We start from the raw sequence: 13392 nt of genomic DNA on the forward strand, positions 1-13392 counted from the left end.
CCAATTCTACAGAAACGAACCCGTCGCGGGCACAGCGCTCACCTGGCCAGACACCACACAGACGGTTTTCGAAAACCAGAAACTAGAGGGGGTTCATGAGAAACAATTATCTATTTACTTCCGAATCAGTCACCGAAGGACATCCGGATAAAATTGCCGACCAGATTTCCGACGGCATTTTGGACGCGATCCTGGCCCAAGACAAATATTCACGCGTCGCCTGCGAGACGATTCTCACGACCGGCATCGCCTTTGTCGCCGGTGAAATCTCAACTAAGGCCTATGTGGAAATTCCCGATATCATCCGCGAGGTGATTAAAGATGTCGGCTATAACGATGCCTCCTGGGGATTCGACTCCCACACCTGTTCGGTTCTGACGGCCATCCACCAGCAATCCGGCGATATCGCCATGGGGGTGGATTCCGGTGGCGCGGGAGACCAGGGATTGATGTTCGGCTACGCCACCAACGAAACCACCGAGTTGATGCCAATGCCGATCGTCTTGGCCCACCGGCTCACCAAGCGCCTGGCGGAAGTGCGGAAGAAGAAAATCCTGCCGTGGGTCCGTCCAGACGGCAAGTCCCAAGTGACCGTGGAATACAAAAACGGGAAACCCGTGCGGATCGATACGATTGTCGTATCCACACAACATAGTCCCGACGTCACGAATAAGCAGATCGAACGCGACATCATGGAGAAGGTCATCAAGCCCGTCATGCCGAAGGGGCTCTACAACCCGACCAGCGTGAAGCACCACATCAACCCGACCGGCCGTTTCGTCGTCGGTGGTCCGATGGGCGATACCGGACTCACGGGCCGCAAGATCATCGTCGATACCTACGGCGGCCACGGCAGTCACGGGGGCGGAGCATTCTCCGGCAAGGATCCGACAAAGGTGGACCGCTCGGCCTCATACATGGCCCGCTACATCGCCAAAAACATCGTGGCCGCCGGGCTCGCCGACAAATGCGAAGTCCAGCTGGCCTATGCAATCGGCGTGGCCGATCCGGTTTCGGTGCTGGTCGATACGAAGGGCACGGAGAAAATGGCCGTCGAGAACCTCGACAAACTCGTGCGCAAGCATTTCCCGCTCACCCCACGCGGCATCATCGATCATCTCAAGCTCCGCCGGCCGATTTTCCGCAAGACAGCGGCCTACGGGCACTTCGGCCGCAATGAACCGGAGTTCACCTGGGAAAAGACCGACAAAGCCAAGGCCTTGCGCCGGGATGCAGGCCTTTAGGTGAGATAGTTTCCGACCGATACGGCAAGAGGGGGCAGGCACCAAACACCTGCCCCCTCTTTTTCTGACGTTTCTTTGCCAATCACGCATCTCACTCATCACGCGGGAGGGTTCTGTGGACTACGATGTGAAAGACATTAAGCTGGCAGACGCGGGCAAGTTAAAAATCGAATGGGCCGAAGCCACCATGCCGGTGCTGCGACTCATCCGGAAACGATTCAAACGGCAACAGCCGCTTAAGGGAGTCCGGGTCACAGCCTGTCTCCACGTCACCACGGAAACCGCCAACCTGGCAATCACGTTGAAAGCCGGCGGAGCCGACGTGCGCCTCTGCGCCTCAAACCCCCTCAGCACGCAGGACGACGTCGCCGCCGCGTTGGTTCAGCACGAAGGGATTCCCACCTTTGCCATCAAGGGCGAAGACAACGCCACCTACTATCGCCATATCGAAGCCGCCATCGCCCATCGTCCGCACCTCTCGATGGACGACGGCGCCGATGTCGTCTCGCACCTGCATTCCAAGCGGAAAGATCTGTTGCGCAACGTAATCGGTGGAACGGAAGAAACGACGACAGGCGTGATTCGCCTGCGCAGCATGGCCGAGAAGAAAGTCCTCAAGTTCCCGGTCATCTCCGTCAACGACGCTGATACCAAGCACATGTTCGACAATCGGTACGGCACCGGCCAGTCCACGATGGACGGCATCATTCGCGCGACCAACCGGTTGGTCTGCGGCTCCGTCTTCGTGATCGCCGGCTACGGCTGGTGCGGACGCGGCATCGCCATGCGAGCCAAGGGGATGGGCGCCGATGTCGTCGTGACCGAGGTCGATCCATTGAAGGCCCTGGAAGCCGTCATGGATGGCTATCGCGTCATGCCGATGGAAGAAGCCGCCCCGATCGGCGATTTCTTCGTCACCGTGACCGGCAATCTGAAAGTCATTCGCGGCGAGCATTTCGCCAAGATGAAAGACGGCGCCATCGTCTGCAACAGCGGCCACTTCAATGTAGAACTGGATATTCCGGCCTTGGAGAAACTGGCCAAGAAGCGGAAAGTCGTCCGCGACGGCGTCGAGCAATTCACCTACAAAAACGGCAATCGCGTGAGCCTCCTCGGCGAAGGCCGGCTGGTCAATCTCGCCACCGCCGAAGGCCATCCCTCCAGCGTCATGGACATGAGCTTCGCCAACCAGGCACTCAGCGCCGAGTACATCGTCAAGAACTACAAAATGCTCGAGAAGAAGGTGTACCCGGTCCCGGCCGTCATCGATAAAGAAATCTCGCGGCTCAAGCTCGCCGGCATGGGCGTGGACATCGACAAGCTGACGAAGGAGCAGGAGAAGTACTTGGCCTCCTGGGAAATGGGAACATAGAACGCATGGTGCGGGGCGAGCACTCTCAGTGCTCGCTCACCGCGCACCTGTTAGAGGAAAAGAAGAAAGGCCGCCTCATCTGAGGCGGCCTTTTTGTTTATTCAATTTGCACCAACTCACCGCCCAGGCAAGTCCCACGGATTAATAGCCAATAGAATGTCGAAGACACAGAACAGACGGCGCCAGCGTTGAGACTTCTCCCTCCTTGAAACGCTCACTATTCAAACCCAGTGTGATACAGTGAACGCAGGCGCTGAGGTCTTATAGATCGGAGTCTCTTATGAGACCGACGAACGTCACTCCTCTCGACCTCTCTGATTACGGCATTTCCCCTGACCAGGGATTTCTCCCGTCAAATCCACTTGAACAGCTGCCGGACTCGCCGATGCTCGACCATCTTGGGCAGGAACTGCCGAAGTTGCTAAGCGCTCGTATGATCAGGCGATTCATCGACAGGCAACGACAGCTACTCCCCTCCATTTCAGTAGCATGGCGCGATCAGGACTATCGGGCCGCGATGCGAATTCTGTCGTTCGCCGGTCATGCCTATGTGTGGGAAGTCCCCGAGCGGCCGGCTGCGACACTGCCTCCACAACTCGCACAACCCTGGCACGATGTCGCGCTGAAACTGGGTCGGCCCCCCGGTGCTTTCCTATGCCTCCTATGCGCTCGATAACTGGCGCAGGCTCGATCCCGCCAAGCCTATTCAGCTCGACAACATCGTGCTCCTCCAGAACTTCCTCGGCGGCCTGGATGAAGAGTGGTTTGTGGTCATCCACGTTCAAATCGAGCGGCAGACAGGGCCAGGCTTAGCCGGGCTTATTCAGGCCATGAACGGAGCGGCCGGTGACAAACCAGGCGAAGTACTCGCCGGGCTTCAATCGCTCGCTGCAGCACAAACCGCGATGCGAGATACGTTGCTGCGCATGAAGGAGCGGTGCGATCCCTACATATATTACAATCGCGTGCGTCCCTACATTCATGCCTGGAAGAACAGCCCCGCACTCCCCAGTGGCCTGGTCTATGAAGGGGTGACGGCCTATGCCGGGCAGCCGCAACAGTTCCGCGGGGAAACCGGCGCGCAGAGTTCCATCGTGCCCTGTCTCGATGCCGGGTTGGGCATCGTCCATGCACCCGATCCTCTCACGGTCTATCTACAGGAGATGCGTGAGTACATGCCTCCCCAACACCAGGCTTTTCTTTACGCCATCCAGCAGACGACTGATGGGAATGACAGGCCACTGCTCTCCGCATATATCCGCGATCAGAGTTCACGCCATCCGGAACTCTGGGAAGCCTATTGCACCTGCGTCGACCTGCTGGCGCAGTTTCGCGACATCCATGTCGGCTACGCCGATAGCTACATCCATCGCCAACATCAAATCCACGCCAGCAACCCCAGTGCAGTCGGGACGGGCGGCACGCCCTTCATGGCCTATCTTCAGAAGCACTTGGACGAGACCCGGCGCGCGATCGTTGACTAGACCAACCATCCGACATTACGTTTTGCATAACCTACGTTGCGATGCGATCACCGTGCCTCTGATCAGCAGAACCAGAAATGCCATATTGGGATGTAGGTGCTGTCGCTACTGACAGACATCATCACAATTGGTTCGGCCGGCCTCTGACAATGTCTGGTGCGGATATGGGAAAGGGGCGACAACCGTCGCCCCCCAGAAACCGCGATTTGGGAAGGTCTCTTTATTTGGCAGGAAGCTTGACGCTGACAGCACCTCCCAAGTCACCTTCCTTAGCACCTTCTCTCTTATACCCAGACACGTCGGTCTCACCCTTTGGCTCGCCATGGCAACCCATGCAGCCTTTGCCATAGTACAGAGGCAGCATAATCCGTACATCTCCCCCGACCGCCTCATTCAGGATCTTGTCTCCCTGACGGGGATAGGCTGGATCGCCAAGCTTTTTCATCATGGCTGACTCAAACTCATCGGCCTTATTTTTTTGGTTTCTGAGCAATCCGTCTGTCGTCGTCTGCTTGAGATAGATGCCGGTCTTCGCGCTGAATCCTGCCGCCGTCTGGGTGCCGAAATGTGCCGGCGTAAAACCTTTGTACCCGACCCCTGACTTATTGATGGTCGCCTGATTGTCGGCCACGGTCTGCTTTGCGGCGGCGACCAATTCCGGCAGAAGCTTTTGCGCTCGCTCTGGAACAGTACCCCCTTTGAGATTACCTAAATCCACTCCTGTTCGACCCTTGAACTTTTCCGTGAGCTGTTGGGCAAAGACATCGGGCGTCAATCCCTTGTCCCCTTTGCCCGCATCATTGATCAACGGCTGGTTGGCCGCAATGGCCCCACGCCCGGCATCCAGCAAGATCGCCAGAAGGCGACCGGTTTCGACGGCGTCATCCGCCGCAACAACCGACAGTGGACCGACCATTGAAATGAGAAACACTCCGAGTGCCGGAAGTAATCTTCGTCGGATCATAGACCCTCCTCGATTAACAGGTTGGACTGACTGACTTCTCGAAAATAAGATGAGTGCGGGGAAGATGATGGAGGAAATGAAAGGATACGAATTATTGTATGCCGACCAAGCAGATCACGCTAGAGCTATTCGGTCGCGGGAGTAAAGAAATGGCTCTACCATTTTATGCCTCAACTGCATTCCCTTTAACAGGCGAAGTGCCTCAGCAATCAGATCCTGCGTCGAAGCCTATGTCGTAGGAAACCCCATCAACAAGGGAGGAACGCCACCTAATCATCCGCTGACCATTGACTGAATTGGGTACCCAGCGTATCGTTTAATTACAACACCTTCTGGAAATCCCTTCTATGCAGGCTGCTTCAGCCTATGATCCTCACCTGGCACGGGATCTGATCCTCGACGAGTTATTCGATCTGTCGCTCTACAAAGCGCTTCGAGGCATCACTCAATCGGACATCCACGACACGTTGGATGAATTGATCAAGATTGAAACCGCCCACCTTGCCTTCTGGCAGCGTTTTTTCAATCTCAACCTGGAGCAACTGGACCTCGGCCGACGGATCAAATTATCCATCATGACGATGGTCTGTAGGATTTTCGGATCGATGGCGGTACACCTGGTCCTCGAAGCGATCGAAGTTCACGGAGTGCGGAAGTACCTCGCTGTTTGGCAGGCACATCAGGGCAAACCGCTTGGGGAAGCCTTGCACGGGATTCTCATGGACGAGTTCAAGCATGAAGATGTGCTGGTCACGGCCCTGACGCAGAGACAAATCAATCCGGAAAAAATCCGCAATATTTTTCTTGGCCTGAATGACGGCCTGGTGGAAATTCTCGGGGCCGTCAGTGGATTCTTCGGAGCCTTCGGCAGCGCGACCATGGTGCTGATCGCCGCCTCGACAACCGCGGTCGCCGGAGCCTTGTCGATGGGCGCCGGGGCGTTCCTGGCGCTGAACTCGGAGCAGGAAGTGAAATCGACCGACGTCGCGAAGAAGGTTTTTTTAGGTGAAGCCTCTGACGTCACCCCGATGGAAGAGCCACCGCTGTCATCGGCGCTGGTCGTCGGCTCAGCCTACCTGCTGGGCGCCATCGTCCCAGTCTTCCCTGTACTGCTGGGCGCCACGGATCCGCGGTTTTCCATTCTGACGGCCGGCCTTATGGTCATACTGGTCTCGACGGTCCTCTCGTTCTTATCCGGCATGGACATCAAACGACGCATTCTACTCAACCTGGTGATCATCACCGTGGCGGTCAGTATCAGCTATGGCATCGGCATCGTGGCGAAGAACTACTGGGGGGTTGCGCTGTAAGGCTTATCGGGCGGAAAACATGGGAAGTTCTCGTGACCCTTCCGCCTCTCGCTGAATACGATCCCGTTCGGCGCGGGAAGCTTCCAAGACGTCGTGCAGCATTTCGTCCGTCATTTGCGTCATCTGCGCCGCCGCATCTTTCATGTCGGCATGTTCCACCGCGCGCGAGAGCACTTCGGATTTCGTCGCGCCCTTCTTCTGCCCCATGAACGGCTTAGTAATCAGGAACACCACGTCGCGCAACGGCATAAACCGCAAGAATCGGCGGAGCAAGCGCATGGTCTGGATCGGGTAACAGAACAGCTTGTACATGAACAACTTTTGCAGCCCCTTCTGCCGCACGCGATTGATCGTCTCGCCGGGCAGGCAGGTTGGATCGATTTCAGAGCATTTGAAGTACTTGTACCAATCGGTCGATTCTTGCACCAACCCGCGCTTCACATATTCCTGCCACAGCGGGGTCCCGCGGTAGACACAGAGCCGGTTGAACCCGAACGTATCCAACGGCAGCTTGGCCGCAAAATCGAATGTGGCCTTCATATCTTCGACGGTCTCGTCAGGATTGCCGACCGTAAAGAACCCGTGCACGATCTCGATGCCAGCCTTCTTGGCATTTTTAACCGCGGTCGTCACCTCCGCCAGCGTCTGCTCTTTCTTCAGGCGATCGAGAATTTTCTGGCTGCCGCTCTCGATCCCGAACATAACCGTACGGCAGTGAGCTTTAGCCATCGCGGGGAACAGATGCTGAGCCACTGAATCGACTCGGCCTTCGATCCCCCACTGAATCGTCAGCTTTTCATCCATGACGCCGTTGCAGATAGCTTCAATGCGTTTCGGCTGGAGCAGGAAATGATCGTCCACGAAATAGATCGACCCATACCCATGCTCTTCAAGATATTTGAGTTCGGCAACGACGTGCGCAGGCGTTCGTGCTCGCCATTTGCCCTCGTTGAAAATCGGGATGTCGCAAAAGACGCAGGGCCAGGGACAGCCACGCGAGGTCTGCATCGTGGTAAATCGCTCCATCGAGAGGACCGCCGGCACATCCAACGGCATCGACTCGATGAAGTCGAGCTTCAGACTCTCTCGATCAGGAAAAGGCCACTGATCCAAATGCCGTTCCATCGGACGGTTTGGATTGTGTACAACCTTGCCGTCCTTCATCCAGGTCAGGCTGGCCACGGCTTCCGGACTGTCGAAGTTTGCAAGCAAATCAAGCAACAACTGCTCACCGTCGCCACGACAGATATAATCGACTTCGGGGCACTGCATTTTGACCAGCGGCGCATTGAGACTGGCAAAGACGCCGCCGAAAGCGAGCTTTACTTTGAGATTCGTCGCGCGAATCTGGCGCGCAAGAATTTTGGCGTAGGGATAACTGGTGGTACTCAGGAAGCTCAAGCCGACGAGATCCGGCTGCTCACGATTGATCTGATCGATGATGACATCGTTCGGCGTGTCGGGATTAGCCTGATCGAACATCACGCACTCATGGCCGGCCTGCTTGACAACAGACGAAAGCGACATGATGCCGATGGGCGGGAAACCCATGACACGAATATTGCCGTTTTTCGCGCGGGTTTTTGCCGGGAGCGCGTAGAACTGAGGGTCACGGACGTGGATGAGAAAAACTCGCAGACAAACTCCTTCGTTCGGACTCGACGACCACTGAGTGCTCGAATACTAGAGGATGCGGTGGAAAGAGCAGAGGGTGCAATGAGGGAACGCAATCCTTAGGGTAAGACTAGCACGATACTCGATTTGGTGGAAGTGAATAGTTCAGGCACTGCCCTGATTTGCGATGACAGTCGAACACTGCATACCAGGGGCCGGATAGAGATCGGGGGTGCCGAGCGACGCTCGGCACCCCCGATCACCAACCACATCACGGAAAGAATTGTCAGCGGCCCAATGCCTGCTTGATGGCGTTGCCGATCTCGGCCGGATTTTTTACAACCTTCACACCGGCTGATTCAAGCGTCTTCATTTTTTCAGCAGCCGTGCCCTTCCCGCCGGACACAATAGCGCCGGCGTGGCCCATACGGCGGCCTGGCGGTGCCGTGATACCGGCGATAAAACTCACGACCGGCTTCTTCACATTCTTCTTGATGAACTCAGCGGCTTTCTCTTCGGCATCGCCGCCGATCTCACCGATCATCACAATCCCCTGGGTCTCGGGATCTTTCTCGAACAGCGCCAACACATCGACAAAGCCGGTTCCATTCACCGGATCGCCGCCGATCCCGACACAGGTGGTTTCACCAAGGCCCAGAGTCGAAAGCTGATGCACCGCTTCATAGGTGAGGGTCCCGCTGCGAGACACAACCCCGACGATGCCTTTTTTGTGAATGAAGCCCGGCATAATGCCGATCTTCGCTTCGTCCACCGTGATGACACCGGGACAATTGGGGCCGATCAATCGCACATCGCGGCCATAGAGCGCCCGCTTCACCTTCACCATGTCGTTCACTGGAATGCCTTCGGTGATGCAGATGATCAGCTTCACGCCGGCATCGGCGGCTTCCAGGATGGCATCGGCGCAGAAAGGCGGCGGCACGAAAATCAACGACGTGTCGCAGCCCTCTTTCTTGACCGCATCCCGCACTGTATTGAAAACGGGGATGCCTTCGACTTCCTGCCCGGCTTTCCCAGGGGTCACACCGGCCACGACCTTTGTGCCATACGCCTTGCATTGCGTCGCATGGAACGAGCCTTCTTTGCCCGTGATCCCTTGCACCACTACCCGCGTGTTCTTATTCACCAAAATTGACATAGTCTCGTCCCTTCACAGGCTCCCGTTTCTAAAAAAGGCCCTTTCGGTGCGCATCCTCAATGGTGACTCGATGCATGTCGTATTGCGCAGCACTCAGCTTTGCCGCGGGACTGTCAACAAACGGCATCGCAAACATCAAAAAGAACTGAATCCAGAACCCCATTCCTTCGCGCTTTTCAATGGCTCCGGTCTCTATCATCTGGCGGTCTTTGTAACTCGTTCGCAGCGCGAGGTCTTGGGCGACATATCCTGGGATCAGGGTAAACGTAATCGCAGATACGGCCGCAGACCAGGAAAGACCATCATCGACCGCCTCACGCACGGCAATGTCTGCATGAAGGTCTGCAGGGGCGCCGTTGGTGATCACGGACGAAAACAAACCAGAATCAAGATAGGCTTTGATAGCCTGCTCACGAGAATCGCCAAGTCCTTCCTTGCCCTGAGGACCGATCCCTGCGACATGGAGCGCAATGGACTTCTTGGCCGGCTGAATCGACTGCGCCGGCTGCTGCCCCGCCGCCGATGGCGCTCCATCCCGGACCATAATACACCCGGAAGTGCTCATCGCCAGAAGAACCACTGTCAGGATTGCCCAAGGCATTGTCTACACACAACCTTCCACACACGCGCCGGCCCATGAGCCGACGCTTTTTACAGGAGCAAATCTTCGCCTTGCTTACGCCGCTTTTCCGGTCAGCTTCACGATCTTCTGCGCCGCTTCCCACAAATCATTGGCCACTTCCAGCTTCAGACCAGACTCCGCCAATAGCTTGCGGCCTTCTTCGGCATTCGTCCCTTGGAGACGCACCACTAACGGCACTGTAATCTTGACTTCCTTGGCCGCTTCGATGACGCCGTTGGCAATACGCTCACAGCGCACGATTCCGCCGAAAATGTTGATAAAGATGCCTTTGACGTTCGGATCCTTGAGGAGAATTCTGAACCCAGCGGCTACCGTCTCTTTGGTCGCGCCGCCGCCGACATCCAGAAAATTCGCCGGCTCGCTGCCCGCCAGCTTGATCACATCCATCGTCGCCATGGCGAGACCCGCACCGTTCACCATGCAGCCGATGTTGCCGTCCAGCTTGACGTAATTCAGATTGTTCGCGCCGGCTTCGATTTCCAGCGGCTCTTCTTCGTTGAGATCGCGCATTTGTTGCACATCGGCATGCTTGAACAACGCGTTGTCATCGAAGGACACTTTGCCGTCGAGCGCGACAATCGTCTTTTCTTTGGTGATGATAAGCGGGTTGATCTCCACCATCGCCGCATGCTTCTCCATGAACATGCGATAGAGATTCCCCATCATCTGGATGAAGGGATTCATCACGGCCGGCTCGATCGCATTGAGACCGAGGGCGAACGCCACGTTGCGGCCGTTGTAGGCCTGGAAGCCCACGGCGGGATCGATCAATTCCTTGATGATTTTTTCGGGTGTTTTTTCCGCGACCTCTTCGATTTCCATCCCGCCTTCGGTGCTGGCGATGAATACGGGCCATCCGGAATCGCGGTCCACCAGAATGCTCAGATACAATTCTTTGCTGATGTTCGCGCCTTCTTCGAGCAGGAGCCGATGGACCTGACGGCCCTTGGGACCAGTCTGGTGCGTGACCAGCGTCTTGCCGATCAATTCCTTGGCCAGACCTGCTACAGCCGCCTTATCCTTGGTGATCTTGACGCCGCCCGCCTTGCCGCGCCCACCCGCATGGATCTGCGCCTTCACGACGAACACCGGCGTGTTCAGCTCCGTGGCCCAAGCCGTCGCCGCTTCCGGAGACGTGACTTCTTTCCCGCGCGGGACCGGCACTCCGAACTGCGCAAACAACTGCTTCGCCTGAAACTCATGCACATTCATGCTGTACCCCTCTTAGCTCTCTTTTCTGGTGTAGGCCGGGAGGACCATGGGCGAGATGACATTGCTCAGGTTGCCGTGTTTCTTCGCATCGGCCCGGAACCGCTGCAGATGCTGCACGGTCAGCTTGCCCTGCTTCATGGAGCCGGCGCGCCCGGCGGCCGTCAAGCCTGAGCGCTTGCCGAACACCATTAGGTCGAGCAGCGAATTCCCCATCAATCGATTGCGTCCGTGCAGGCCCCCGGAAACTTCGCCCGCCACGAACAAATTTTTCACGTTGGTTTCCGAATTCGTATCGATCTTCACGCCGCCGTTCTGATAATGCAGCGTCGGATAGATCAACACCGGATCTTTGCTGATATCGATGCCAAACCGATCGAACTGCATCAGCATGGCAGGGAAGTGTTTCTCGACCGTACCGGGTCCGTGCTCCGCATCGAGCAAGGGCGTATCCAGCCACACGCCCACGCGCCCGGACATCGTACGGATACCGCGGCCTTCTTCACACTCGCGGATGATGGAAGACGACACGACATCGCGGGTATCGAGTTCGTTCACAAATCGTTCGCCCTTGGCATTGACGAGATGGCCGCCTTCTGAGCGAATGCCTTCGGTGACCAACTGTCCGACCAACTGTTCGGGGAAGACCGCCCCTGAGGGGTGATATTGGAATGTGTCGATATGCGCCAGCTTCGCGCCCATGCGGTAGGAGAGGCAGAGCCCGTCTCCGGTGGCGCCATAGTGATTGCTAGTCGGGAAACCTTGAATATGCAGCCGGCCGATGCCGCCGGTCGCGAGAATCACTGACTTCGCCGCGACGACGACAAACCGGTGATTGTCCAGATCCTTGAAAATAGCGCCGCTGCACTGGCCGTTCTCATCGCTGAGCAACTCCACCGCCGCGCAGAATTCGAGCAGCTGAATCTTCTGATTCAGCACTTCATCCTTGAGCACCCGCATGATTTCAAGGCCGGTGTAATCGGAGCAGGTCAGGAGCCGCGGCTTGGAACTGCCGCCCCCCTTCTTCACGTGCAGATTGCCATCCGCCTGCCGGTCAAATAACACGCCGAGCGCGATGAGCCACTTAGCGATCGCAGGACCGTCATCTACCATGACCTTCAACAGGTCATGGTCGTTGTGCATGTGGCCGCCCTTAAGCGTATCGAGGAAATGGGTGACGGGAGAATCCTCAGGCGCCACGGAGATCTGCATCCCGCCCTGTGCCATGACGCTGTTGGAATCGCCCAATCTGAGTTTGGTGGCCAGCATAACTTTAGCGCCGGCTCCATGCGCATGCAGCGCCGCGGCGCAACCGGCTCCGCCGCCACCGATCACGAGCACGTCGGTGGTGTAGTCCGGAGTCAGATCCACATCATCCTGAATCAGGCTGTCCCCTTCGAGCAGCGTGGCTAACTCGACGACCGTCTTTTCATCGATGTTGGGACCGAACCGAATCGGGCGATAGGCACTGGCCCGATAGTCAGGATGATATTTATGAATCAGCTGGTCGCGGTCGGCAGGAGAAAACTTGGGAATGGTTTGCTTCCGGCGAGCATCCCGAGTTTTGTGCACAATCTGTTGGAGCGCGTGAATATCCATCTCGGGTAGCCTCGGCAATAAAACTATTTTACGGTCGCACAGTGGTCGGCAAGTTCCTTTTCGCTCATGGCGAGGATCTTCTTCCACTCCTCATTAAAACGCCCGTCCTGAATTTCCTTGATCCGCACATCCAGCCCCAACGGCTTTTCGGCAAAGTGCGCGCCCTGCGCGCGGCTCACATAGAGCGCCACCAGATTGGGCGCAATGTCGGCAATACAAACCGGCGTGCACATGCCGCACATGACACAGTCCATAAACATCTCGGACACGCTCTTGAAATCACCGAAGACCGCTTTCCAGACACCTTCCCGCACATCGATCTTCTGCGGACAGGCTTCAGTGCAGGCATTACAGTTCCGGCAGAGTGGCGCTTCCGGATAGAGATTGAAGAGGTCCTGCTTGGGATCCTTGAGCGTGTGGATATCGTACGTTGCCTTGCGCGCGGGAAACGGCGGCATGATGGTGAACGACATGCCGTCCTGCACGGCCATTTGACAGGCCAGGCACGTCCGCACCTTGGGATCGTCTTTAGTCCGATAGTAGGTCGCACAGGCACCACAGAACCCGCCAAGGCAACCGGCGCCCCGCACCACTTCCTGTCCCGTGTACCAGAGAGCCTTGATGACGGTGATCCCTTCCGGCACGTCGTACTTCTTGCCGGAGATCTCAATCGAGACCATTCGTGGCTTCATCACCTCAGGTTGATCGATTACGTTGGTGTCTTCTTGTGCCATGTTCCTCAAACCGGTGAGGGGGTGAAGCAGGAGGGGCAAGGCGAGAGAGACCCTCGTACC

The 13392-nt window shown here is 56.9% G+C and carries 12 protein-coding genes; 5 read left to right on the plus strand and 7 right to left on the minus strand.

Translation table 11 applies throughout. From position 1 onward, the window contains the following. Positions 1–95: 95 nt before the first annotated feature. The 4 genes from metK to NITLEN_RS02830 all read left to right on the plus strand — a co-directional run bounded on the left by metK (position 96) and on the right by NITLEN_RS02830 (position 4100). Positions 96–1244, plus strand: a complete 1149-nt coding sequence (gene metK, locus NITLEN_RS02820) for a methionine adenosyltransferase (protein ID WP_121988051.1) — start codon at positions 96–98, stop codon at positions 1242–1244. Positions 1245–1359: 115 nt separating this feature from the next. After that, on the plus strand, positions 1360–2616 hold the full coding sequence (gene ahcY, locus NITLEN_RS02825; RefSeq protein ID WP_121988052.1) for an adenosylhomocysteinase: 1257 nt from the start codon (positions 1360–1362) through the stop codon (positions 2614–2616). A gap of 280 nt (positions 2617–2896) precedes the next feature. Then, complete coding sequence (locus NITLEN_RS18525) at positions 2897–3292, plus strand: PrnB family protein (RefSeq protein ID WP_281267742.1); 396 nt, start codon at positions 2897–2899, stop codon at positions 3290–3292. After that, entirely contained in the window at positions 3261–4100 is an 840-nt protein-coding gene (locus NITLEN_RS02830) for a PrnB family protein (RefSeq protein WP_281267743.1), read from the plus strand. Before NITLEN_RS18525 ends, NITLEN_RS02830 begins: the two co-directional genes overlap by 32 nt. A 220-nt stretch (positions 4101–4320) precedes the next feature. On the opposite strand, the gene NITLEN_RS02835 is transcribed toward NITLEN_RS02830, so the two are convergent. Next, positions 4321–5064 (minus strand): Tll0287-like domain-containing protein, encoded by a 744-nt coding sequence (locus tag NITLEN_RS02835; RefSeq protein WP_121988053.1) that lies wholly within the window; start codon positions 5062–5064, stop codon positions 4321–4323. A gap of 347 nt (positions 5065–5411) precedes the next feature. Between NITLEN_RS02835 and NITLEN_RS02840 the strand changes: the two genes are divergently transcribed. Further along, the gene (locus NITLEN_RS02840; RefSeq protein WP_121988054.1) at positions 5412–6374 is read left to right on the plus strand and encodes a VIT1/CCC1 transporter family protein; all 963 of its coding nucleotides are present in this window, start codon (positions 5412–5414) and stop codon (positions 6372–6374) included. 3 nt (positions 6375–6377) lie between these two features. On the opposite strand, the gene NITLEN_RS02845 is transcribed toward NITLEN_RS02840, so the two are convergent. From NITLEN_RS02845 to NITLEN_RS02870, 6 genes are all read right to left on the minus strand, one after another. After that, entirely contained in the window at positions 6378–7925 is a 1548-nt protein-coding gene (locus tag NITLEN_RS02845) for a B12-binding domain-containing radical SAM protein (RefSeq protein WP_245924369.1), read from the minus strand. Between the two features lie 349 nt (positions 7926–8274). Continuing rightward, positions 8275–9147 carry a succinate--CoA ligase subunit alpha gene (gene sucD, locus NITLEN_RS02850; protein WP_121988056.1) on the minus strand — a complete coding sequence of 291 codons (873 nt, stop codon included), beginning with the start codon at positions 9145–9147 and terminating at the stop codon, positions 8275–8277. Positions 9148–9175: 28 nt separating this feature from the next. Continuing rightward, positions 9176–9748, minus strand: coding sequence for a hypothetical protein (locus tag NITLEN_RS02855; RefSeq protein WP_146216072.1), 573 nt, complete (start codon positions 9746–9748; stop codon positions 9176–9178). A 75-nt stretch (positions 9749–9823) separates the two neighbouring features. After that, positions 9824–11002 carry an ADP-forming succinate--CoA ligase subunit beta gene (gene sucC / locus NITLEN_RS02860; RefSeq protein ID WP_121988058.1) on the minus strand — a complete coding sequence of 393 codons (1179 nt, stop codon included), beginning with the start codon at positions 11000–11002 and terminating at the stop codon, positions 9824–9826. Positions 11003–11014: 12 nt separating this feature from the next. Then, the gene (locus NITLEN_RS02865; RefSeq protein ID WP_121988059.1) at positions 11015–12598 is read right to left on the minus strand and encodes an FAD-binding protein; all 1584 of its coding nucleotides are present in this window, start codon (positions 12596–12598) and stop codon (positions 11015–11017) included. 23 nt (positions 12599–12621) lie between these two features. Further along, positions 12622–13332, minus strand: coding sequence for a 2Fe-2S iron-sulfur cluster-binding protein (locus NITLEN_RS02870; protein ID WP_121988060.1), 711 nt, complete (start codon positions 13330–13332; stop codon positions 12622–12624). Positions 13333–13392: the final 60 nt, after the last annotated feature.

This window comes from Nitrospira lenta (assembly GCF_900403705.1).
GTDB lineage: Bacteria > Nitrospirota > Nitrospiria > Nitrospirales > Nitrospiraceae > Nitrospira_D > Nitrospira_D lenta.